The organism is Vreelandella sp. H-I2 (assembly GCF_052959335.1).
In genome coordinates this window covers 535989-560898 of the sequence record NZ_JBRAMC010000004.1, presented here as the reverse complement: position 1 = coordinate 560898, position 24910 = coordinate 535989, and the positions used below count along the sequence as shown (strand labels likewise).

The following is a 24910-nucleotide window of genomic DNA, read 5'->3' as shown; positions in this document are numbered from 1 at the left end:
GCGCATTAACGCTCACCGACCCTGGCTTTAAGCTGCTTTCCCACTGCACGGAAAAAACCAACGCCCCCGGCAGCCCCAAAGCATGGCAGCAGGTATTTGCCGCGTTTGGATTAGAGCTTGAGCTAATAGCAACCGGCTGCTGCGGTATGTCGGGCACCTATGGTCACGAAACACGCAACGCCGCCACCTCAAAGGCTATCTATGCGCAGTCCTGGCAGCCGCAGGTGGAAGCGAGCACAACCGAAGGCAAGCTATTAGCCACTGGCTACTCATGCCGCACTCAGGTGAAGCGCTATTCAGCGCAAACTCTGGCCCATCCTCTTCAGGCACTACTGGCGCAATTAAAGTCGGCATCCCATCTTTATCCCAAAAATCTGTAATAAAGAGCTACGAAATGACCCAAATAGACCTACTTTCAACCAATGATGTTCGCGACCGTTTTTCTAAAGCTATGTCGGCCATGTATCAAGCAGAAGTGCCGCAGTACGGCACGCTGCTTGAACTTGTCGAGTGCGTTAACCAAGAAACGCTTAGTCAGCAGCCTGAACTGCGTCGCCGCTTGGAAGCACAGGGTGAATTGGCTCGTTTGAGCGTAGAGCGCCACGGGGCAATTCGTGTGGGGACCGCTGCAGAGCTTTCCATGTTGCGTCGCCTGTTTGCCGTCATGGGCATGTATTCGGTCGGTTATTACGATCTTTCCGAAGCGGGTGTTCCGGTTCACTCAACAGCCTTCCGGCCCATCGACGATGACGCGCTGGCAATGAACCCTTTCCGTATTTTTACCTCGCTCCTGCGTTTAGAGCTTATCGAAAGCGAGACGCTGCGCCAGCGCTCAGAGGAAATTCTGGCCAAGCGAGATATCTTTACCCCAGGCGCGCGGGAACTCATTGAGCGTCACGAAACTCAGGGAGGATTAACCAGTGACGAGGCCGACCAGTTTATAAAAGAAGCTCTGGAAACCTTCCGTTGGCACCAAGACGCCACTGTCGATTTGGATACCTATCATGCGCTTCACGATGAGCACCGTTTGATTGCCGATGTGGTGTGCTTCCGTGGGCCACACATTAATCATCTGACGCCACGCACCTTGGATATCGACGAAGTACAACGCCGCATGCCGGACATGGGCATGAACCCCAAAGCGGTAATTGAAGGTCCGCCCCGTCGCGAATGCCCCATTTTGCTGCGCCAAACCAGCTTTAAAGCGTTAGAAGAATCGATTCGCTTTGCTGGTGATGCGCAAGGTACCCATACCGCTCGTTTTGGTGAAATTGAGCAGCGTGGTGTGGCGCTAACGCCGAAAGGTCGTGCACTCTATGACCAGTTGCTTAACGAAGGTCGCAAGCAAACCACTGGGTTGGATAACAACGCACACCAAACGGTTATGAAAAATGTATTTGCTAAGTTCCCTGATAACGACGAGGCAATGCGCCGTGAGAAGTTAGCGTATTTTTACTATCATTTGACCGAGAAAGGTCAGGCTGCTAAAGATGCTGGCAATGCCGATATTGAGGCGTTAATCGCGCACGGGCTGGTGGAAGCACAACCGATTACCTATGAAGACTTTCTGCCGGTCAGCGCGGCGGGTATTTTCCAGTCAAACCTGGGTGGTGCAGAGAGCGAAGCCTATGCCGGTAACGCTAATCGCGATGCCTTTGAAGAAGCGCTGGGTGCTCAAGTAACGGATGAGCTATCGCTCTATGCTGAACGAGAGCATATGTCAAAGCAGAAAGTGCTGGCTGCACTGGTAGGTTAAACACGCTTTTCTTGCTCTATCAAACACTTTAACTGCATAAGGCTGCGGTCTGAGTGTTTGATAGCCAGTAGATATATATTCAACTTATCGCTTTTAAACGGTATTCTCCTACTAAAATAAGTATACATATTGAGTTAAAAAAGGGCGGTCTCAATAATCAGATGCAACACCTGACTCACTTGATAAGCAATCACCACAACTTATCTCTATCACCATCTTTCCACTGGAGAACGTGCTGCTTTAATGTTGATGTACGCGAAGCCCTCATTGCGTGATATCGCTCGCCACCTTGGCCGCTCTGCGAATATCGTATTGCGCGAGATATGGTAATCTCTCCATTTTTAGAGGGGGCACATTCAACCCGCCACTACACCAAATCCCTTCATACTGAAGCATATGTACCCCTATAACCCAAAACGCCACGTCTCGTATAAGACCATCTAAAATGCGCTCCATGTGATAGCTCAAGAGAATGAGTTCATCGCTTGTCTATCTCATGAAAGATGTAAGTGACGTTCTCGCAGTCGATGCAACGACAAACCCCAACGAATTTCAAAGCTAGTGAGTATGCGCATGTGACCGCCTGAAATGGACGTTAGCCTAACGACTAACTATTGTGAAGGTGTCCAATAGTTCTGCTATAGACACGTTATGAGGGCGCATCACCCGGCTCGTCATTCTGGCGAGGCTAGAGTGCACACTGCAACAGCTGTTGCTGTGTGTTTTAGCGACAAACTGAGTGAAGTGCCGAGGGCCTAGTCTCTGCCCATGACTTACGATTAAAGGCACGGAATGGTAAAGTAGGAGGAGATTATGCAGCGCAAGAGCAGCACCACCATCTACTTTGCTGATCCGCGCTACCCTTGGCAACGTGATTCAAATGAGAATACCAAAGCCTTCACCGCCAGCACTTACCGAAAGATGCCGACTTGCCGGTGTACAACCAAGAAGAACTCAATGAAATTGCAGATTAGTTGAATACCCGGCCAAGAAAGATACTAAACGCACGGATGCCTTTAAAAGGTAACGTTGACGTAATAAAGAAAACGATACCCTACATCCAGCTCTTATAATAGTACTGTGCTTAGAGCTTAAGGCCGCCCAGTATACAGTTAATTGTATCTAGTTCCGGAGGTACTTTAGCAATACGTTATTTATTGAGAGGTTTGTATTGACATATGGGATTGGCTGAGGTGGGAAAGTAGCTTGCTGATATAGGTAGGAAAAACGTACTTATGGCAATATAATATAATGTTAAATTTATTTAGTTCAATTTGATTATGGGTCAATTAATTAGCTATTTCTAATTAGCCCATAATAGTTCTAACGCATTTGATAAAATGTTAATTTTATAATATAAAACCGGCAGCCAAATAAAAGATAAAGCTAATGAAAGCTACCAATAATGCATATGGGAACTGTGTTCTGATGTGATCCATATGGTCTGAACCCGCACCAATGGATGCTAGAACAGAAGTGTCTGAGAGGGGAGAGCAATGATCTCCAAAAACGCCCCCTCCAGTGGCTGCTGCAATTGACATAAAGACCAACGGATTATACATGCTGCCAGTAAGCTCCATTGACATTGCTAGTGCAATAGGGATGGTAATAGCAAATGTTCCCCAAGAAGTGCCCGTTGAAAATGATATTACAGCAGCCACAAAAAATATGATTGCCGGGAGAAGGTTCGGAGTAATTAAACCCTCAGAGATGGACACCAAATAATTTGCTGCACCTGAATCTTTGGTAATGCTGTTTAAAGCATATGCGAAAAGCAATATGAGCACGGCGGGGATAACAGCCTTAACTCCTGAGACTACGGCTTTAGATAGCTGTTTGGTTCCGAATTTTTGTAGCGACATCGTTATGAAAAGGTAAAGCAAAGCTGCAGAGAAAGACTCTACGATTTTAACACCGCCTATAACGATGTAAGTGGTAACGTTTATTCCGATGATTAAAATGACGGGTATAAGAAAGTTTAAAGTAAAGCTTGGCGAAGCGCCTGCAGGTTTTTTAAGTACTTTAATCTCTTCACCTATCATAGGAGTTGAGCCATCTCGAACAAGTTTTCCTTGCTCGAAAGCTCTGTCTTCAGCTTTTTTCATAGGCCCAAAATCTTTAATGACTCCAAAGCTAATTAGCCCTACAAAAATTACTGATAAAATTGCATAAAAGTTATAAATTATCGAGCTTGCAAATACTCCAATTGCCTCAGAGGACGACAGACTTGGAGACTGATCCCCAATGATTCCAGAGATATAGAGAGCCCATGAGGTAAATGGAATTATGACAATAAGAGGTGATGACGTAGAGTCGGCTATATAGGCAAGTTTCTCACGTGAAATTTTCACTTTATCAGTGATTGGTTGAAGCGACGTCCCTACAAAAACCGGACTAAAGTAATCGCTGAAAAATACACACATACCCGCTAGCCAAGCGTATATTTGTCCTTTTCTTCTTGTCACTTTCTTTCTTTGAGCTATAGCTGAGAAAATATTTGGGACATCAGATAGTTGAAATAAGGCAATTAAAATTCCAATTTGTATCTCAATATAAAATACCCAAGCAAAACTGTCATTTGCAATAGTTTCAATAAGGAATCCAGGATAGTCCCATAAGGCCCCACCAATAAAGAAGAAACCAAGAAGACTAGCAACAAACAATGCTATTATTGCGTCCTTAGTAATAAATGCTAATAAAATTGCAATTGCCGCCGGCAGTATGGACAAAATGCCTATGTTATTCATTTTTTACTCCAATAATTGTTTTTGTGGGATCTTTCTTTCATGTAGTCTTTTGCAATGTATCGTTTATAGGTTGCTTCAACTGCAATTTTACCGAAAACGCCATAATTTTTTTGTAAGTTGAAATTTTTAAAGAGCTTTAATTGGTCTGTTTTCCCTAATACAGCTTTTGCTATAATATTTCCACATGCAGTGCCGGATCCTAGGCCTCTTCCACCAAAGGCGGTGCAATACCATATCCCATTTTTTAACTGTCCAATATATGGCATTTTATGTGTTGCGTACCCCATTACCCCGCTCCAAGAGTAAGAAAATTTTATATTTGAAAGATCAGGAAAGACATTAGAGATATCTTTTCTTATTTTGTTTTCTATTGTTTTTGTATTGTTGGCTGGAAATGCAGTTATTCTTCCTCCCCATAGAACTCTATTGTTGTCTACTAATCGATAGTAGTCTGAAGCTCTTCTGTTATCTCCGAGAGCATATTTGGTTTTTATGTAATTATTAGGTATTTTGTTGTTTGGTTCACTCGTTACGACATAAGTTGTAATAGGGAGGATTGATTTTTTAATTTCCCGAGGTTCATCTCCAGGATACCCACCTGTGCAAACAACAACTTCTTGACATGTTATTTCTCCCCTGGAACAAATTGCTTTAAAACCGCTCTCGGTTTTTTTTATAAATTCGACTTTGCTTCTTTCATAGAACTTAATTCCACCTTTTTCGAGTTGGCGTGCCAGCCCAAAGCCATAATTTAAAGGATGTATATGGAATCCTTCGGGGTGAAAGAAACCATGGCAGTAAGCATCTGTATTTAGGAGACCTTGTACTTTTTCCTTCTCCATTTGTTCAATCTTATAACCATAATTTCTGGCCATCATTTCTGGATAGTTAAGCTCTTTTGTTGAGGGCCGGTATCTCAAAAGGTCAAGCTTTCCAGGCTCCATTTTAGCACTGTCAATTTTGTATAATAAGATGTTGTTTTTAACCTTGTTGACACCTTTGATGGTTGCTTTAAATAATTCTTTTGCATCTTCAAGACCTACTTTTTTTTCTATTTCATTAAGGCCCAATGCGTATCCAGGGACAACAAAGCCACCATTTAGTCCAGAGGCTCCAGAAAAAACTTGTCCTTTTTCTATAATTGCTACACTTATGCCATTTTTATTAAGAGTTTGAGCACATGATAGCGCAACAATGCCTCCTCCTATAATGCATACATCAGTAATTAAGTTTTCGCATAGCTTGCTTGTAGAAAATTTTTCTTTTGCTGTGGCTGAGTAATATGATTCGCTCATAGTCTCCCTCTAGAAAATTATTCTTGGTTATAAATAGGTTTTACGAGTTAGCTTATGTCTAGTAATGAATATCAATATGTGCTTCTTTGCACTAGATGTGTAGCTGCAGAACCTTTTGTTAGTTAATGAGTAAAGTGCCAATTTTTGCCATTTTAAGTACGTTAAAGATTCTGGCGAGAGTCTGGGTAGAGCGGGCTCTCGCCTTTTTAAGTAAGCTTGTATTAGTCGAATTTAATACCTTGGGCTAACGGCAGTTCACGGGAGTAATTCACGGTGTTAGTTTGACGACGCATATAGCTTTTCCAGACGTCGGAACCGGACTCGCGACCACCGCCGGTTTCTTTCTCGCCCCCGAACGCCCCACCAATTTCAGCACCACTGGGGCCGATGTTGATGTTAGCAATGCCACAATCACTACCTACTGCAGATACAAAGGTTTCTGCTTCGCGAACATCGGTTGTAAAGAGGCAGGAGGAGAGTCCTTGGGGAACGTCGTTATTAGCGGCAATGGCCTCATCCAGCTCCTTATAGGTGAGCACATAGAGAATGGGTGCAAAGGTTTCGTGCTTGACCAGCGAGTTTTGCTCGGCCACTTCAACAATGGCGGGTTCCACGTAGTAACCTTGTTCGCCGTTAGCGATCTCGACACGCTCTCCACCGAAGACATTGGCACCATGTTTGCGCGCTTTGGCCAGAACACTCTGCATCGCATCAAAGGCTTGATGATCAATCAGTGGGCCGACCAAGTTGCTTTTCAGCGGGTTGCCAATGGTAATTGCGCTATAGGACTTTTTCAGGCGGGTCAGCACTTCATCTTTAATGGATTCATGAACTATCAGGCGGCGCAGAGTGGTACAACGCTGGCCAGCGGTGCCCACTGCGGAGAATAGGATTGCTCGGGTTGCCATATCCAGATCCGCGCTTGGCGCGAGAATCATCGCATTATTACCGCCCAGCTCAAGAATGCTGCGACCAAAACGTGCCGCCACTTTAGGCCCGACTTCGCGACCCATACGAGTGCTGCCGGTAGCGCTGATAAGTGCTACACGTGAGTCATCTACTAGCTGTTCACTTACCGCTCGCTCACCAATAATCACTTGGCTCAAATGCTTGGGCGCTTCAACACCGAACTCTTCTATGGCGCGCTCTAGCAATGCTTGGCATGCCAGTGCCGTTAACGGCGTTTTCTCAGAGGGTTTCCACAGCAAGCTATTGCCACACACCAGCGCTAAGGCTGAATTCCATGCCCAAGGGGCAACCGGGAAGTTGAAGGCGGTAATCAGGCCAATTGGACCTAATGGGTGCCAGCTCTCGCGCATATGGTGACCCGGACGCTCGGAAGCGATGGTCAGCCCGAATAACTGACGGGATTGGCCAACGGCAAGATCACAGATGTCGATCATTTCCTGCACTTCGCCCAGGCCTTCCTGAAGAATTTTGCCGCACTCCCAGGTCACCAGCTCACCCAATGACTGTTTATGCTGGCGCAATTGCTCGCCAAACAGGCGAACCAATTCACCGCGACGTGGTGCTGGTACACGCTTCCAGGTTGAAAAAGCTTTTTCTGCATTCGCGATAGCGGCATCCACTTCGCTGCTGGAGGAGGTTGTTAGGCGACCAATCTCGCTGCCATCAATGGGGGTATTAACAACGAGGTCACCGCCTTGATACTGTTCTTTTGTGACGCCCATTTTTTCCATCAGGGAATGAATCATTGCTTCACCAAATATTTAGTTGTGAGTAAATTGATTACCGGGTCAGTATTGCCAAGCTTGTGGTAGCTCATCAAACGATGTTTGTGAAAAACATCATTCCTTAATTTCATCAAGTAGGGTTGCTATGCGTCGTCGAAACTTACCTTCTTTGACCAGCCTGAACTGCTTTGTAGCAGCGGCGAGACATCTCAGCTTTACGCGGGCCGCGGATGAACTTAGCCTGACGCAAAGTGCGGTGAGCAAACAGGTGTCGCAATTAGAATTGACGCTGCAACATCCATTATTTAGGAGGGTGAGAAAGCGTCTCCACTTGACGCCAGAGGGGGCGGTCTATCTTGGCGAAGCGCGTAAAATATTAGCTCAGGTCGAAATGTCAACGCACTATATGCAGTCTTACGGGGTAGAGGCCGATGTGCTTAATATTGCTACGTTACCTACTTTTGGGGCGCGATGGCTGATCCCACGATTGAACGGGTTTCGTTTTAAACACCCTAGTATTAACCTCAATATTTCTAATCGTTCCGAGCCTTTTGATATGCAAAAGGAGCGTATTGAAATTGCCTTCTTTTTTGGTCATGGGGTATGGCCACGTGCCGAATGCATTAAATTACTAGATGAGGAAGTAGTCCCTGTCTGTGCGCCTGCTGTCATGAGACAAACGGTAGTCAATGACCCGCTAGCGCTAACGAAAATGATTCTGTTGCAGGTGTCTGCTCGGCCAGAAGCCTGGCACGAATGGTTTGAAACCCAGCATCTCTACACCGAACACAGCTACCATGGGCCAAAGTTCGATACATTTTACATGGCGCTTCAAGCAGCGCGATCAGGTTGTGGTGTAGCATTAGTACCAAAATTCCTTGCTCAAGAAGAACTTGATGAAGGGAAATTAGTCATTCCTTGGCAGTTTTCATTGAACAGCCAAGATGCTTACTATATGGCCTACCCAGAACATATGGCTGATCTGCATAAGGTCAAATCCTTTACCGAATGGATTAAAGTGCGACTTTAAGTGTTAAGAAGCTTGTAGTATTTTAGGCACATAAAAGTTTGCTTTTCAGCCATGAGATTGACGGCAGAGCCAATGATAACCCCCTCTCAATATCCATCATTTGGAGAATCAAACTGTTGGTAGCTCTGTTATTTTAATGAGTGATGTCGCGAGTGCCCCTGTATAACAGATAAAATTATGGGGTAGTCAGAGGCAAAAGCCAGTTGAAGAATTGTCGGTTTTTCTTTGGCCCCAATGCAGACTACCGTAAACGCAAAATAGATATGCCTAATCCGGCAAAAGCACCGTCCAAAATGCGGTTTACCCATATCACTCTGCGTGTAATGTTCAACCAGCACGAGAGGTGGTTAGCGAGATGTCCGTGTTCTGATTGATAAGGCACTTAATAAAGGGTGTCTTATCGCCTTATTGAGCAGTTTATCATGCTGCCAGAAGGGGAAAAGGGGGACAAGATGGTCATCATGGTATGAAGAACCGCAAGTAGGGCACTACCGCCAAAGGTCAAAACCATCCGAAAGCCGGACATTTTAAAATCACGCTATGTGACCGTTTTGATGGTGGCGAAGGGTAGCAGTCGATGTCAATCGGAATAAAGCGAGAAACGCTATTAGCACTCTATATTTTATTAAGCGTATGTTTTTATTAAATTAAACCGAAGTTTGTCAATAAAGTTTCTTTTCAGGTAAGCTTAATTAGAAGGCTTGAAATTAGCCTCCGAAGCCGAGGGTCGCATGTTCAAATCCTGCCGGGCGCGCTAAATTGTAAATGCCCACGACTTTGAACTGACCCTCAATAGTTGGACGGTTGGTTCTCTCAACTGGCGGCCATGGCCTGAGTCCTGTATTGCACGGGACTCAGGCCTTTTAGTTTCTGCTTGATCCGCTGATGATTATAGTAATGGATGTAGTCGACAATGCCTCGCTGCAACTGCTCAATGGTCGTGAATCGGTTCAGATGAAAGTACTCGGCCTTCAGAGTGCCGAAAAAACTTTCCATGGCAGCATTATCCAAACAATTTCCTTTCCTAGACATACTGCGGAGTATCCTTTGCTTCACCACCAAGCGACGATAGTTAGGGTGACGGTAATGCCATCCCTGATCCGAATGCAACAGAGGCCGATCGCCTGGTCTCAGACGATCAAAGGCGTCCTTCAACATGTGCTTTACTAGCCCGAGTACCGGTCGTGGCCCAGTCTGGAAGGCGATAATTTCGCCGTTATACAGATCCATGACCGGTGATAGGTAGAGCTTCTGATCATTGACATTGAATTCGGTAATGTCCGTCACCCATCGCTGATTAGGCCCGTTGGCCTGAAACCGGCGCCGTAGCGTATTTGGAGCAGCGTAGCCTTCTGCTCCTCGATAAGCACGATATCGTTTGGGGCGGACAAGGGATCTCAAGCCTAGTTGTTGCATTAACCGCTGGACGGTCTTGTGGTTGATCACTTCGCCTGTCTGCCGCAGTACCGTGGTGATGCGGCGATAGCCATAACGTCCCTGGTGGCGATCATAGATCGCCTGGATAAGCGTCTTCACAGACGCATACGAGTCGCCAGCGCCCAGAGCCTTGAGCTGGTAATAGAATGTGCTGCGCGGTAGGGCTGCCGCACGTAGCAGCAAGGCCAATGGATGCTTATGCCTTAACCCTTGGACGGCTTGGGCTTTTTGCCCCGTGTCGTCCGCTTCTCCTGGGTCAAGGCATCGAGCTTTTTTAAATAGTCATTTTCCGCCCGCAGATACGCTAACTCCTTACGCAATTCTTCGTGAGGACGCTCTTCATCAGGGAGTGACGGTGTTGAAATAGGTTTCTTATTCATCGGGCGTCGTCCTTTGCGCTTCGGCGCTAATGCGCTTGGCCCTCCACTATGATACTGCTGCTCCCATCTGCCAATAGCACTACGCTCACGAATATCAAACAGGGCCGCTGTCTGGCGTTGTGACAAACCATCTCTCCACATTCTCTCAAGCACTTCCAGTTTGAAAGCCACACTGCGGTGTGTGTATTTCTTTCTCAGCCCTCTCATACCATGCTGTCTATAGGTCTCTACCCATGGCCTTACGGTAGACTCGTCTACGCCGTGTTGATAGGCCACGTCCTTTAAGCTCGTCTGATCGTGTAAATACTGTTGCACCAGCAGCAGCTTAAAATCCTCGTCGTATTGCTTACTCATAAAAACACCCCGAAGATTGGATTGAGCGTCCAACTTTCGGGGTGCAGTCCATTTAAAGGGGTGGGATTTTTTGTTTTGCAGGGCATGGCGCGCAGCGCCTTCTCAGGCGCTATCTAATCAGCTGTGGTAGCTCTGTAGAGAGTACGCCAGTCCAACGGCGCAATCGGGAAGCCGTTGACCAACAGTCGCCCAGCTTTACATTTGCAGATAACGGCGAACAGTAAATGTTTGAGATGACACCGGCACAGGTAAGAGTTGAGGAACATAATGTAGAGAAAACACTGTTTTGTTGCCCCTGGTAGTATCAATCGACTTGTGAGCTGTAGCTGTTTAAAGTCGCCATGGAGTACAGAGTCAACGTGTAGAGCATCCCCTCTCCATAACTAGGGCGAAAATAGCCTTTTTCCTAGCTTATCTTACAAACAATAAGGCTGCCGCCGCTGTGTTGCTTCACTGCCTTGATCGCTAAGTGGAGGCCAAAAGAGGTAGCCTCTAACCCAAGAATGACCATAGCTCAGCCACTACCGAATCAGGCGCACTGTAGATGACATTATGACCCCAGTTAGGGATGGTCACTACCCGCTCCGCGCCAGTCATTTGGCTCGCTTGGTCGAGCCAGCGTTGTGGCGCGATCTTATCCCGTTGGCCACGAACCAGTAACACAGGCTGCTCAATGCAAGAAAGCTTCTCTTCGATAGGATAATTGAGCATGGCGATCGCTTCGGGCCAGAGCCGCGTTCCCATGCGCCAATAATCAGCCAGGACATGCAGGAGGAGCCCAGGGCGCTCGAAGGTACAGGCGTAGAGCGCCCGAGGCAGCTGAGCGCGGATGTTGCGATGTGAAGGATCGACTGTCGGCCCTATCAGGGCCAAGCGTCTTACCCGAGTGGGGAAACGAACAGACACATCAGACGCTATCTGACAGCCCATTGAATACCCCACCAGGTCGGCTTGTGCAATGTCCATGGCATCCAGCCAATCGATCAGGGCATTAGCCAAGCCGAGCATGTTCAAGGGCGATTCGGGTGTATCACTTTTGCCATGGCCGGGTAGATCGGGCACGTAAACGGCAGCACCCTTTGCGGCGAGTCGCTTTGCAGTGGGCATTAAATAGTCACCGGACATTCCCAAACCATGTACCAGCACGATCGGATTTATCCCCGGCGCTGAGGCAGTAAGGCTGCGCCTGGTGTGGTAAGTCATACCTCCCACATCACAAAAGAGACTTTCCCATTGCGCTTCGTCTCGCAGAACATATCCTGGCAGGCTGGTCATGCAAACGTTCCTTATCGCCATGGTCCATTGGTAATCGTGACACATTAGCCTAGTCGTGTTCTTCGAATTCACGATGGAGCAATTGCTAGGATTTTCTACCCTTCTACCCCCTTCGTGCAGTAACCCTTTATGAGCGGCGAGGAATCTGCGGACATTGAAGCAAGCGATGCGCTTTCACCCGGTAAGCCCAGGCACGTGGATTTTGAGGCCATCACAAAAAAAGTGGCGTAATAAGGTTAGGTCAAGTGTGTCAATTTAAGAGCTTGAGTTTTTATTAGCCTTTTTAAATTACTCTGCATATACTTTTATTTTCCTTTTGTTACATTATGGTGGCGTAAAGGATGGCCTCAGAGCGGCTGGCATAGAGCTTGACGGGTATAAATCGGGCAAGCAAACCCGAAGCCGCTCCAATAATAAGCAATATGTATAAACGAAGTGATTCGTGAAGCCATGACGCAAAATTAAGCAGAGGAAGGGGATAGAAATGATTAACCACATTGAACAGCAACAGGGACATTTTCAGCGAATTTTGGCGTTACTTGAAAATATTCGTCGATATGAAGGCGACAAAATGAATCCCGTGACTAGCGCATTAATTGAGGAAGCACTTTCTGAAGCCGCATTAGGCCGCGAATATGCGCAGCTAGTGTTAGACAGCATTGCCGAAAAAGCAGCTTAATTTAGAAAGCCCCCTGTATCGGGGGCAACGGCACTGAAGTATGACATCGAACCTGAGGAGATCACGAGACAATTCACTATTGCTTGAGCATCACCGTGAGGCATTTGCTGAAGAAAGCCGTCAGCACGACTATATCGTTAAGTGGAACCAGCGCAGCTCAACCCGAGACAATTTCGCCGCCTAGCGTCCAATTGCCGAGGACTATCGGCAAGCAGTACGTCCATGCCCAGAACACGTATTGGCTTCTCTCCCGCAGGAAAACAAAACCATTCAGACGTTTTATCAGCCTACCAATGCGGGCGGAAGGGACCGGTAGGACTTAAGTTTTTAATCAAAGGTAAAACCGAAATTTCTGTAACGGCCAAGGGGCAAAAACGTCCTAATTCTGGACATGTTAAAATCAAGCTATAAGCCGGTATTGTACCCTCAATAGGCACAGCACGGCGTTAATGGATGTGGAACTCCCCATCTTCAATAGGCATTTTTTTACATAAGTTTCTGAACTTAATATTATTTTAGATTTTCCCGATAATGAAAAAAGTGAGGGTAGCTAGAAATGGCCTCCGAAGCCGAGGGTCGCAGGTTGAAACCCTACCGGGCACGCCATAATTTCAAGGGTTTACGTTAATGCGTAGGCCCTTTTATTATTTGGTGCTAATGGCTGTAACCACGCTGGTAATTGCATTCGGCAATTCCAAGCCGTTTTTTATCGGCGCTATCCTGTGACCTCGTTCACTAAGAGAGTTGTGTAGCGGGTAAGCCGTTGGATGCTTCGTAAGCGTTACGTTTTGATTATTTGACCTTTCCCCGAAGTTAACGCTATGAACTTGCTATTTTTGTCGACATAAGCGGGATTTGGCAAAAAAGCGACAATGATTCAGTTCTTCCTATGGCAACTAATAGCAGCTTGGCGATACCCGCAGAGGCATGAGATGACGTAACAAGCGGTAAGGCATTCGTAGAATCTCTTTTTAAGCTTTCTGTAATTTTCCGGTTAGTTTCTATTTTTAGCCGGAATATATCGCTTTTCCTCTGCTTGGCACGTTTCCATAAGGCTCTGGCACCACCTCAAAAGTCCCTAGGCTCCAAAACTGATATTCCTATTGTTAACAAAACTTGGTTGGAGGCTATCGCTATCTTAACGGTATCGAACCTTCATCTAACATTGGAACCAGTGTCAGGAGTGATCATGGACAACAAGAAGACCTTACTCGCCCTATCGCTTGCATCATCCCTTCTACTGACGAGCCCTGCCACCATGGCCCATGGTGGTTCAGCAGATTATCTGCCAATAGATCAGGTGCTCAGTTCTTCAGGAGCAACCTATGAACTTAATGATGACAACAGTGAGCTGCTGATCACCTCCGGGGAGGCCGAAATAAGGGTGCCCCTGGGCGGGACTCAGGCGCTTTACAACGGGGAACCCGTTGAGCTTTCTGCTCCACCAAAACTGCATGACGGTGAAATCATGGTAGAGCGCAGCTTCGTGCACGATATTTTCAAGGATCATGTACCGCAGACCCTACGCACGGAAGGCCGGAATCATCCTCTCGACTCACTGACAGCCGAGGAGATTAGCCAGGCCGCAGATGCAGTTAAAGCATCGACGCACTACAAGGACAACATGCGTTTTACCGAAATACGGTTGGCGGACCCAGACAAGGGCAATGTCTGGGATTGGTCTTTTGGTGGCTCTCATGACTTTGAACGCCATGCCGAATTCACCGTTCTGGACGGAAGAAAAGTGATCGAAGGCACCCTGGATCTAAGCTCTGGCGACATACTTCGATGGGAACATATCGAGGGCGCGCACGGCATGGTCACGTTTGATGACTTCATGGCTGTGCAGGCGATCATCTCTGAGAGCGAGGCCTACAAGGAGGCGCTGAAGAAGCGCGGCATCGACGATATTGATAAGGTCGTCGCCACTCCACTGACCGTAGGATACTTCGAGGGTGAGGATGGTCTGGAGCATGAGTCGAGACTGTTGAAGGTGGTGTCCTATCTTGATGTCGGCGATGGCAATTATTGGGCGCACCCGATCGAAAACCTTGTTGCGGTCGTTGACCTGGAAGACAGCAGCATCCTGAAAATTGAGGACGAGGGCGTTGTTCCCATACCCATGACTCCACGCCCTTATGACGGGCGCGACCAGAATAATATAGCCGAAGTCAAACCGCTGGTGACGATGGAGCCGGAAGGGCAAAATGTGTCCATGTCGGACAACATGATCCACTGGCAGAACTGGGACTTTCACCTCAAACTGGATTCTCGCGTCGGCCCCGTCATCTCGACCCTTACCTATAACGACCAGGGTGAGAAACGAAAGGTCATGTACGAAGGCTCATTGGGCGGCATGATCGTGCCTTACGGTGATCCTGATGTAGGCTGGTACTTCAAAGCCTATCTCGACTCCGGTGAATATGGGATGGGTAATCTTACTTCGCCACTAGTACTCGGTACCGATGTTCCTGCCAATGCCACACTCCTGCCGGCAACGCTGGCGGATAATGATGGCAATCCCTTTACCATTCCTAATGCTATAGCAGTGTTTGAGCGTTATGCAGGCCCTGAGTTTAAACACACCGAAATGCTGGGCAGCAGCCCCGGCAACGAAAGCCGCCAGCGCCGCGAACTGGTTGTCCGTTGGGTCAGTACCATTGGCAACTACGATTATATGTTCGACTGGATTTTTATGGCCAACGGCAATATACAGTTGACGGTCGGAGCATCTGGCATTGAAGCGGTCAAGGCCGTGAGGTCACGCACCATACACGACGAGACTGCCGAAGAAGATACCCGCTACGGCACACTGATTGACCACAATATCGTAGGCACTACACATCAGCACATTTATAACTTCCGCCTGGATCTAGACATCGATGGCGAGCAGAACAGCCTAACGGAAATTGACCCGGTCGTTGAAGAGAATACCGCTGGCGGCCCCCGCAAAAGTGTCATGGTTACCAGAGAGCGCGTCGTTCCTACGGAGCTTGAATCCGTGCAGAAGTTCGACCCATCCACCATCCGCCTGATAACCAATCCAAACGAAGAAAATCGTATGGGCTATCCGGTGGGCTACCAAGTTATACCGTTCGCTGGCGGTACCCACCCAATCGCCAAGGGGGCGTTGTTCAGTGAGGATGACTGGCTTTTCAAACGCGTCAATTTCATGGATAAGCAAATATGGGTTACCCAATACAACCCTGATGAGCGTTTCCCGGAAGGTAAATATCCGAACCGGGCCGAAGCGGATACTGGCCTGAAAGCCTTTGTCGAGGATGATCAAACCATCGAGAACGTCGATACCGTGTTGTGGATGACAACAGGTGCTACTCATGTGGCTCGCGCCGAGGAGTGGCCAATCATGCCGACGGAGTATGTTCACTCCATGCTCAAACCATGGAATTTCTTCGACCAGACACCCACATTGAACCTGCCCGAGCCGGAAACCCCGGAGAACTGATCGAACTAGGTAAAGCCTGACCAGGCAGAAACGCCTGGTCACAAATCGGATCTCCAGGAAGTGAAGCTAATGAGAACAAAAATCTTTATTCAGCGTATAGCGGGCCTAGTCAGTGCCGCTACGGCGGTAGCGGCATTCTCCACGCCCTCTCTGGCTTACAACATTTATGAAAAAGACAGCACTGAACTGAATGTCGATATCGAGGCCGTTTTAGGCATTTTCTACAGTGAAGAGAGCTACAGCCTTGGCGCCAAGTCCGAAGCTGGCGATGCCAAGTGGCAAGAGGGTTATATCAAGTACGGGCTTTCTGGAAGCCAAGCGATGGGCGCGGGCAGTGGATTGTACGGTGCCGTCAGCATGGTGACGTCAGGCACTTGGGGTGATGGCGACGCGGGGGGATTTACCTCGGGCAATGAACGGGAAACCGAGCTGGAAGATGCCTATGTCGGTTGGCGTTCAGGCAATCTGATTCCGGCGCTTGGTGATGATGGTCTTGATATTTCCATAGGGCGGCAACCGTTCACTATCGGCGATGGTTTTCTCATCAATGACGATGCATTGAATTTTGGCGATGCACTTAGTGCTCCCGGCCTGGATTTTGATCGGGGTGGTGCGTACTGGCTTGCAGCGCGCAAGGCCTTTGATCAAACGGCCATTGCGCGTATTGGCGGCTCGGATGGGCTGCGTGCAGGCCTGTTTTGGCTGTCGTCCGATAACCGGGCACAGGCAGAGATGGAGCTTGCAGGTGCCAATGCCGAGTACGTTAGCCAGAGGGGCACCTTTGGCCTGACATATATTGAGGGGCTTGATGTAGACGATACCTTTGCCCCCGTCACCGGTTACAGCTCACGGGATGGACAGCAAACGGCAAGCTTGCGCTATCAGGGAAATGCCGGTGTTGAGAACTTTTTCCTGTCAGCGGAATTTGTTAACCAGAAACCGGGGGACAGTTCCGGCAAAGACGCTAACGCATGGTATGCCGAAGCAGGTTGGACCTTCAGCGACGTTCCTTGGTCGCCCAGTATTAACTACAGGTTCTCAAACTTTGACCAAGGCTTCGACCCACTGTTTTTTGGCTTCAATCGTGGCTATGGCACTTGGTTTCAGGGTGAAGTCGCGGCCAACTATGCGGGGCCTTTCAACTCCGATGCGGAGGTGCACCATCTGGGCCTAAAGGCAACGCCATCGGAGACACTCAGTGTTGGTGCGCTCTTCTTCGACTTCAGTGACACGGCGGGCGGTACAGGAAGCCTGAACGCTCAGGAAGTGAATCTTTATGCCGAGTGGGTGGCAACTCAACATCTGATTATCAGCCCGGTGGTTGGGTTTTATAACCCCAACAAAAGTGCTGCTGAAGGTGGTAGCCAGATCGGGGGTAATGACACCAGTACCTATGCTCAAATAATTGCGATTATGCCGTTTTGAAGCAGCACCGCTAAGCCCATGACCCTAAGCTTTCTGGCTTGATTCATGGCTCAGACGGTAACCGGCTCACAGCTCGAACACATCTTCAGAAGAGTAATATTATGCAGACCTATCATAATACGGTGAGTGGTAAACAGGCTGAAGCAGCCGATCACCAGGAGATCTTCAACCCCGCCACGGGCGCCTCCCTGGGGCTTGCGCCCCTTAATAGCGAACGCGACGTAACTCTCGCCGTAGACGCTGCTCGGCTGGCTCAGAATGCCTGGGCCAGTGTCAGTGACCAGGAGCGCCGGGAGACCGTAGAGAGAGTCGCCCAGGTGCTGAAGGATAACTCAGAATATTTATCCAAGTTGATTACCCAGGAACAGGGCAAACCTTTGTCCGGTCCCGGTTCGCGCTTCGAGATGCAAGCATGCGTAGGTTGGGCCCAAGTCCCTTCTGCCCTGGAGTTACTACCTGAAGTTGTATATGAAGACGATGAGCGTAAGGATGTGCTTTACCGTCGCCCCCTGGGCGTCGTAGCCGCTATAGCGCCCTGGAACTGGCCAGTGATGATCGCCATCTGGCAGATTATTCCAGCCATTCGAATGGGCAATACAGTAGTGCTCAAACCCTCTGAATACACGCCTATTGCAACGCTGGAGATGGTTCGGCTGATTAACCAAGTACTGCCCCCTGGCGTACTCAATACCGTTTCTGGCGATGGTCGTATAGGTGCTGCACTGACCAGCCATCCTGATATTAACAAGATCATGTTCACCGGCAGCGAGTCGACAGGGCGACGTATTATTGAGGCATCCTCACGAAACCTCGCCCCTATTACTCTGGAGCTCGGCGGCAATGATGCTGCCATCATCATGCCGGGCACGGACGCCAATGCCATATCAGAAGGGCTTTTCTGGGGTGCCTTCCTCAATGCAGGTCAGACGTGCGCCTGTATCAAGCGCCTGTACGTTCACGAGAATGACTATGACTCAGTGATTGCCGCCCTTAGCGGCTTTGCTCGCCAGGTGCCCATTGGCGACGGTATGGACGAGAGCAACTTGATTGGGCCTCTGCAGAACATGATGCAGTACAATAAAGTGAAAGAGTTGGTGTCCGATGCACGGGCCAATGGCTGCGATGTCATGGAATTTGGTGATGTTCCGGAGACTGGCTACTTTCTACCACTGACACTAGTGGGCAACGTCCGGGATGGTCAGAGGCTGGTCGATGAAGAGCAATTCGGTCCCGCCCTGCCCATCATCCGTTACGGTAGCCTGGATGAGGCCATCGATTCTGCCAACCGCCTGTCGGCCGCCCTTGGTGCGTCAGTCTGGGCCAACAGTCCAGAGGAGGCGGAGCCGGTTGCTTTGAAGCTAGAAGCCGGAACTGTCTGGATTAACCAGCATGGCGCGATTCATCCCATGGTGCCCTTCGGCGGTAACAAGGCTTCCGGATATGGCGTTGAGTTCGGTATGGAAGGGTTGAAGGCTGTAACCCAGCCGCGGGTTATTAGCATTAAAAAATAAGGCCTCGGTAATTCGCTCTCTTCAGGGTCTGCCTGGTGCAATGCCTAGCAGACCTTTTTCAATAACCGTGGTGCTGGCAATAACTGGTTGGGGTGATGCCGAAGTGCTGCTTGAAGGCCGTTGAGAAGGCACTCGGGCTAGCAAAACCGAAACGGTATCCAGCCTCGGTCAGATTCACCTTGCTTTTCGAAGCTGTGAGGTAATCAGCACACATCTCCAGTCGTTGGGTTTTAATGTACCCAGAAATGGTCATAGAACGGACGGCAAATGCTCGATAGAGGCTGCGTACCGACGCTCCCGTCGCAGTGGCCACTCGTTTAGGGCTCAGTGCAGGGTCGCCAATGTTTTCCCGGATAAAGGAGGCCGCTTGCAAGAATATTCTCTCATTAGGGCTATGCTGCCCCACGCTGCGGATAACGGAAGGCTTTAACAACATAATTAGGGAATCAATAATGGCGGAGCTTTCCTCAGCATCCAGGCTGTCGTAATGGGCAGCTTCGGCGATCAGATGGTTGGCAAAACTGGCAATATGACTGTGGGACGGAATGCGGACACCCAGTTCAATACCTGATAAGTTCAGAGTACGTTCGACGATTGGGCGAGGCAATATTAGCGGTATTTGCTGGGATTCCCGGTCATAGGTAAAGGAAAACGGAAGCGACGAGTCGACCAGGGCGATATCCCCTGTGTGGAGTGTTGAACTGTTTCCTGCCTGCTCAACACGGGACTTCCCCTCTACTTGGAAAACACAAAAAAACTCTGGAGTAACGCAGCGGCGTATCTCATCCAAACCACGAAAAAGCTGGGCACCACAGATCGTGACTCGGGACATCTCCAGAGCACCACCTCCCATTTTTTGGATGTTCCCAGAGAACTTACTATTCAAGGGTTCTGCTGAAAAAGGCCCACAAATTTGGTTAACCTCACTGATCCAGCGATCAAATACCCCCGTTGAGCGAGTATGTCTATGCATAGCTGGCCTATTGAAATTGTATTTTTAAGAGAGCTAAGCAGCGAAATTAGATAGCTTACGAATACATGTCAAGTTCATTTTGGTAGCGCAGCCGAAAGACTGAGCCTCAATTTATGATACGTAAATTATAGTCCTTTTTGGTTTTATGGAGTCAATTTTTATGCCCATCGTAACTAGGCCTCCAGAGGTCGTAATGGGAGCGAAGGGAGGCTCAAAGCGGGCTCGATCTGCCGCGCTAGCGCTCATTGAATCGTGACTATCTGAAAGCTACAAAGCGCGCATAAACAGTCAAAACTTTGATAAGCAATAGGATTAATGAAGGCTTATTGATTGATCAACTCGGCGATTCGCTGGGCATACGCTTTTACTTTCGCAATAGCGGTCTCTTCATCTAGATCCTCCATGGCCACCACGCCCACACAGGCCTCGATAGTGGGTCGAAACGAGGTGGATGAGAGGGGGCTGGCCACGCCAACTGCACCGCGCTGCAGTTGGCCATGGGTTAGGCTGTAGCCGTCGTTCCTTGCCTTCTGCACGGTTTCATCGTCATCCTGACTAGGTCGACGTCCAGACAGGATAGCGATGCCAGCCGCCCCCTGGGTCAAAGGATGGCGGCTGCCTACTCGATAACCGACCCGCAACATCCCCTCGTTAGGCTCTTCCACCATGATCACCACGCACTCTTCAGCCTGGGCGACCGATACGAAGGCCGTCGCTCTTGTCGCACCAGCCAGCTCTCGAAGTAATGGCTGGGCTACGCTGCGTAACTGAGGCTCGAAGCGGGAGGCGAGTAATGTCATTCCAGCGCCTAAACGGATGAGCCCTTCGGTTGTTCGTGCGATCAGGCCATGAGCCTCTAGGGTGGTGACGATACGGTAGGCAATGGCGCGATGCACCTCTAGCTGAAGAGCGAGTTCGGCAATGGTGATGCCGTCGGTGTGCTCCGAAACAACCTCAAGGACGCGAAGGCCGCGATCCAGGGTCTGCAGGGTCGTGGACATCAGTAGTGTGACCTTCTGGTTGGGAGGGTAAGTAGATAATAGGGAATTCTTGACGTACCTATAAAACCAGATTACCTTTTTGTTGTTCGTTATTATAAACAGAATGTGCGATAAAAGTAAATAAACGCACTCCCTGGAGCCCAACATGACGTCAACGACGGAGCACCTCCCGCTTGGGGCAGGTGCATGTCCCTTTCACCAGGCCGCCGTCTCACCTACCGGTTGCCCGGTTTCCCCTGACGCAGCCGAGTTCGATCCTTTCGATGCGCCTTATCAGCTTGACCCTGCAGAGGCGCTGCGCTGGTCCCGTGAACAGGAGCCGGTGTTCTACAGCCCCAAGCTTGGCTACTGGGTCGTGAGTCGCTTCGATGACGTGAAGTCGGTTTTCCGCGACAACCACACCTTCTCGCCCTCTATTGCGTTGGAAAAGCTCACTCCTGCGCCGCCCGAGGCGACGGAAATCCTTGAAAGCCACGGTTTCGCAATGCGCCGCACCATGGTTAACGAGGATGAGCCGGATCATATGGAACGCCGCCGTCTACTGATGGACGCTTTCTTACCTGAGAAACTTGAGAAACACGAGGTATGGGTACGTGAGTTAGTGCGTGACTATATGGACAGCTTCATCGACAAGGGGCGTGTCGATATAGTAGACGAGATGTTTCGGGAAATTCCCATGACCGTCGCGCTGCGTTTCCTTGGTGTACCCAATGAGGATGCCCAGGAGCTTCGCAAGTTCTCAGTCGCTCATACGCTTAACACCTGGGGCCGTCCCTCTCCAGAACAGCAGCTGCAGATTGCCGAGGATGTTGGCCAGTTCTGGAAGACGGCACAGGGTATCCTCGACCGTATGCGTGCCGATCCCACCGGTGAAGGTTGGATGTACGATTCGATCCGCATGCATGAAGTGAATCCCGACATCGTACCGGAGAGTTATCTGCGCTCGATGATGATGGCGATCCTAGTGGCTGCGCATGAGACCACGGCTTTCGCCACTACCAATGCCTTCCGTACCTTGCTATCGAATCGCGAGTCATGGAACGATATTTGCGAGAATCCCACTTTAATTCCCAGTGCGATAGAAGAATGCTTGCGCGCTGCCGGCTCGGTCGTAGCTTGGCGTCGACTTGCCACTGCTGACACCGAAGTGGGTGGGCAGAAAATTCCCAAGGGTGGCAAATTACTGATCGTGCAGGCATCGGCCAATCGGGATCCGCGCCACTTCGAGAATCCTGATGAGTTCGATATCTACCGCCATAACGCGTCGGAGCATCTTACTTTCGGCTATGGTGCACACCAGTGCATGGGCAAGAATATTGCCCGGCTGGAGATGCGTGTCATCCTCGATGAATTTGTTCGTCGTCTGCCCCATATGCACCTAGTCGAGGATCAAACATTCGAATATTTGCCTAATACCTCCTTCCGTGGCCCCACGTCGCTATGGGTAGAGTGGGAACCTGCGAAGAATCCCGAAAGGCAAACCCGCTCGGTGCTAGAAAATCCCACACATTTCCATATTGGCGCGCCTATCAAGGATGATATCCTGCGTCGGATCGTGGTCACTGGGGTGAAGCGTGAAGCTGAGGCGGTGATTTGTATCGACCTGGCCGATCCCCATGGGCGTGAGTTGCCTGACTGGTCTCCTGGCTCGCATATTGAGTTAGTATCGGGCGATTGGCGCCGTTACTACTCGCTATGCGGAACACGTGGAGATCCTAGCCGCCTATCTATCGCCATCCTGCGTGAGCCTGTGGGGCGTGGTGGTTCGGTACATTTCCACGATACGGTCAAGAAAGGCGATGTCCTGCATATTGCCGGCCCCAAGAACCATTTTCATCTAGACGAAACCGCGCAGCGTTATACCCTGATTGCCGGTGGCATTGGTATCACGCCGATCCTGGCCATGGCCGATCGCCTCAAGGAACTTGGCAAACCCTACGCGCTGCATTATTGCGGAGCCGGACGACGGACTATGGGCTTTCTTGAGCGGGTCGAGCGCGATCATGCAGCTTCACTGACCGTCCATGCAGGTGACGAAGGCTGCCGCTTAGATTTACCGGACGTACTGAGCCGTCTATCCGCGGGTGAGCAGGTCTACTCCTGCGGCCCGGAACGCATGCTTGAGGCGCTTGAGGCGATGGCGGTGAATTGGCCCGAGGGCACGCTGCATGTTGAGCATTTCTCCGCCCGCTCCAATATTCTTGATCCCGAAAATGAGCATGCCTTCGAAGCGGTACTGGCGGATTCTGACCTGAAAGTACAGGTCGGCAACGACCAAACGCTGCTTGAGGCACTGACGGCTGCCGGCGTGGATGTGCCTAGCGATTGCTGTGAAGGCCTATGTGGTACCTGCGAGGTGGCGGTGGTAGAGGGTCATATTGATCACCGTGATTTGGTGCTCAGTCTTGCCGAGCGCGATGCTAATAATCGTATGATGGTTTGCTGCTCGCGTGCTAAGGGTAAGCGCTTGATACTCTCACTCTAGATACTCTCACTCTAGATACTCTCACTCTAATAAGAATGACAATTAAGACCCTTTAAAGCGTACGCCAACCTTGATGTGAACAACAACGATGTAAACAACAACATAGAGGAAGCTAACAATGAAGAAACTGGCAATACTAACGACACTCACTGCGCTATCCTTTAGCGCCTTACAAGGCGTTGCGGCAGCCACTGAATTGCAGGTTAGCACTTGGGCAGGCCCCAACCATGGCGTCAATACCATCGTTTGGCCGACCTGGGGAAGTTGGGTGGAAGAGGCTACAGAGGGCCGTGTCACTATTAATGTCATCCATGATATGGGCCCGCCCGACGCTCAGATGGAACTAGTGGCCGACGGGGTGGCTGATGCTACTTGGCTATTCCATGGTCTAATGCCGGGGCGCTTCGAGCTGACCAAACTGCCGGAGTTGCCCACCTTCGAGGACTTTTCTTCCGAGGCAGCCTCGGTTGCCTATTGGCGCACCCATAACGAGTACTTGGCCGAGGCCGGCGAGCACCGCGGCGTCGAGGTGATTGGGGTTGGGGTGCATGGTCCTGGTGCTCTCTACCTCGATGAATCGATCGATAGTCTTGATGACCTTGATGGCAAGCGTGTGCGCATCGGCGGTGGGATCATGGCAGACATCTCCAATTCACTTGAGCTCACTGGCGTGGCACTGCCCCCGGGCGGTACTTACGAGGCCGCTACGCAGGGGGTCATCGACGGGGCCATGCTGACGCTTGAGGGGCTTAAGAGCTTTCGTCTAGCCGAGGTGCTGCCTTACACCGTGCAAATGCCCGGCGGCTTCTACCGTGGCAGCTTCTCATTGGTGATTAACCCTGATACCTGGGCCTCGTTGTCCGAAGAGGATCGTGCGGCCATTGAGGAAGTTTCGGGCGAGCCTCTTTCCCGCCTGTTCGGCTATATGATGGATGTGGTAGACGAGCGGGGTGTTGAGTTTGCTGAGCAGCAGGGCAATACCTTCATCGAGCTGCCCGAAGAGGAAATGGAGCGCTTCCAGCAGATGGCAGCGGACCTGCCTGGGCAGTGGGAGACCGAGGCCAGTGAGCGCGGTGTTGACGGTGAGGCCGCCCGTGCCTTCTTCCTCGAACAGCTTGAAGCAGTGGGCAGCGAGGAGGGTCTAAGCGCTGATGACGTGATCGAACAACAGCCCTGAAGCGCCATTAAGGTCTGAATGTAACCAGTCCTAAGCGAGTATGAACTATGTTCATGCTCGCTTTTGCGTTAAGCGGTGCCGTGAGATGAGAGGTGAAAGATAAGGGATAATCTCGAAGAGCCAAACCCTTACAGGCTTATAGTTTCAAATGAAAAAATTTGATCCTGGTCAAAGCAAGCGTCGAATATTGCAACGATACTGCAGGTATTCATCAGAAGGGAGAAC

General features: G+C 49.7%; 17 protein-coding genes and 1 pseudogene. 11 read left to right on the top strand and 7 right to left on the bottom strand.

What is annotated here, in order from left to right; translation table 11 throughout:
• The 4 genes and pseudogenes from ACUVOF_RS13220 to ACUVOF_RS13205 all read left to right on the top strand — a co-directional run.
• Window positions 1–380 (top strand): annotated as a pseudogene (locus ACUVOF_RS13220) (FAD-binding oxidoreductase); the annotation flags it as partial.
• Window positions 381–394: 14 nt separating this feature from the next.
• Entirely contained in the window at window positions 395–1756 is a 1362-nt protein-coding gene (gene hglS / locus ACUVOF_RS13215; protein ID WP_447044802.1) for a 2-oxoadipate dioxygenase/decarboxylase HglS, read from the top strand.
• Between the two features lie 243 nt (window positions 1757–1999).
• Window positions 2000–2086, top strand: coding sequence for a hypothetical protein (locus tag ACUVOF_RS13210; protein ID WP_447044814.1), 87 nt, complete (start codon window positions 2000–2002; stop codon window positions 2084–2086).
• A gap of 483 nt (window positions 2087–2569) precedes the next feature.
• Entirely contained in the window at window positions 2570–2734 is a 165-nt protein-coding gene (locus ACUVOF_RS13205; RefSeq protein ID WP_447044801.1) for a hypothetical protein, read from the top strand.
• A 371-nt stretch (window positions 2735–3105) separates the two neighbouring features.
• Here the strand turns inward: ACUVOF_RS13205 and ACUVOF_RS13200 are convergent, their stop codons facing one another.
• The 3 genes from ACUVOF_RS13200 to amaB all read right to left on the bottom strand — a co-directional run bounded on the left by ACUVOF_RS13200 (window position 3106) and on the right by amaB (window position 7513).
• Entirely contained in the window at window positions 3106–4503 is a 1398-nt protein-coding gene (locus ACUVOF_RS13200) for a Na+/H+ antiporter NhaC family protein (RefSeq protein ID WP_447044800.1), read from the bottom strand.
• Entirely contained in the window at window positions 4500–5798 is a 1299-nt protein-coding gene (locus ACUVOF_RS13195; RefSeq protein ID WP_447044799.1) for an NAD(P)/FAD-dependent oxidoreductase, read from the bottom strand. Before ACUVOF_RS13195 ends, ACUVOF_RS13200 begins: the two co-directional genes overlap by 4 nt.
• A gap of 221 nt (window positions 5799–6019) precedes the next feature.
• A complete protein-coding gene (gene amaB, locus ACUVOF_RS13190; RefSeq protein WP_447044798.1) occupies window positions 6020–7513 on the bottom strand; it encodes an L-piperidine-6-carboxylate dehydrogenase in 1494 nt (497 codons plus the stop codon).
• Window positions 7514–7637: 124 nt separating this feature from the next.
• Here amaB and gcvA point away from each other — a divergent pair, with 124 nt between their 5' ends.
• Window positions 7638–8522 carry a transcriptional regulator GcvA gene (gene gcvA, locus ACUVOF_RS13185; RefSeq protein WP_447044797.1) on the top strand — a complete coding sequence of 295 codons (885 nt, stop codon included), beginning with the start codon at window positions 7638–7640 and terminating at the stop codon, window positions 8520–8522.
• A gap of 813 nt (window positions 8523–9335) precedes the next feature.
• On the opposite strand, the gene ACUVOF_RS13180 is transcribed toward gcvA, so the two are convergent.
• Both ACUVOF_RS13180 and ACUVOF_RS13175 read right to left on the bottom strand, forming a co-directional pair.
• Window positions 9336–10693, bottom strand: a protein-coding gene (locus ACUVOF_RS13180) for an IS3 family transposase (protein WP_447044796.1) whose coding sequence is annotated in 2 segments (ribosomal slippage) — window positions 9336–10228 and window positions 10228–10693 — 1359 coding nt in all. Because the reading frame shifts where the segments join, the coding sequence is not laid out codon by codon here.
• A 492-nt stretch (window positions 10694–11185) separates the two neighbouring features.
• Window positions 11186–11968, bottom strand: a complete 783-nt coding sequence (locus tag ACUVOF_RS13175) for an alpha/beta fold hydrolase (protein ID WP_447044795.1) — start codon at window positions 11966–11968, stop codon at window positions 11186–11188.
• Between the two features lie 484 nt (window positions 11969–12452).
• Here ACUVOF_RS13175 and ACUVOF_RS13170 point away from each other — a divergent pair, with 484 nt between their 5' ends.
• The 4 genes from ACUVOF_RS13170 to ACUVOF_RS13155 all read left to right on the top strand — a co-directional run bounded on the left by ACUVOF_RS13170 (window position 12453) and on the right by ACUVOF_RS13155 (window position 19049).
• Window positions 12453–12647 (top strand): hypothetical protein, encoded by a 195-nt coding sequence (locus tag ACUVOF_RS13170; protein ID WP_447044794.1) that lies wholly within the window; start codon window positions 12453–12455, stop codon window positions 12645–12647.
• A 1189-nt stretch (window positions 12648–13836) separates the two neighbouring features.
• On the top strand, window positions 13837–16113 hold the full coding sequence (locus tag ACUVOF_RS13165; RefSeq protein WP_447044793.1) for a copper amine oxidase: 2277 nt from the start codon (window positions 13837–13839) through the stop codon (window positions 16111–16113).
• 69 nt (window positions 16114–16182) lie between these two features.
• Complete coding sequence (locus ACUVOF_RS13160; RefSeq protein WP_447044792.1) at window positions 16183–17538, top strand: hypothetical protein; 1356 nt, start codon at window positions 16183–16185, stop codon at window positions 17536–17538.
• Between the two features lie 101 nt (window positions 17539–17639).
• Window positions 17640–19049, top strand: coding sequence for an aldehyde dehydrogenase family protein (locus ACUVOF_RS13155; RefSeq protein ID WP_447044791.1), 1410 nt, complete (start codon window positions 17640–17642; stop codon window positions 19047–19049).
• Between the two features lie 58 nt (window positions 19050–19107).
• Here ACUVOF_RS13155 and feaR read toward each other — a convergent pair whose 3' ends face one another.
• Complete coding sequence (gene feaR / locus ACUVOF_RS13150) at window positions 19108–20022, bottom strand: transcriptional regulator FeaR (RefSeq protein ID WP_447044790.1); 915 nt, start codon at window positions 20020–20022, stop codon at window positions 19108–19110.
• A 323-nt stretch (window positions 20023–20345) separates the two neighbouring features.
• The gene (locus ACUVOF_RS13145) at window positions 20346–21023 is read right to left on the bottom strand and encodes an IclR family transcriptional regulator (RefSeq protein WP_447044789.1); all 678 of its coding nucleotides are present in this window, start codon (window positions 21021–21023) and stop codon (window positions 20346–20348) included.
• A 145-nt stretch (window positions 21024–21168) separates the two neighbouring features.
• On the opposite strand from ACUVOF_RS13145, the gene ACUVOF_RS13140 reads away from it, so the two are divergent.
• Together ACUVOF_RS13140 and ACUVOF_RS13135 are read left to right on the top strand one after the other, a co-directional pair.
• Window positions 21169–23508: a cytochrome P450 gene (locus tag ACUVOF_RS13140; RefSeq protein WP_447044788.1), complete on the top strand. Its 2340-nt coding sequence runs from the start codon at window positions 21169–21171 to the stop codon at window positions 23506–23508.
• 118 nt (window positions 23509–23626) lie between these two features.
• Entirely contained in the window at window positions 23627–24685 is a 1059-nt protein-coding gene (locus ACUVOF_RS13135; RefSeq protein ID WP_447044787.1) for a TRAP transporter substrate-binding protein, read from the top strand.
• Window positions 24686–24910 lie beyond the last annotated feature (225 nt).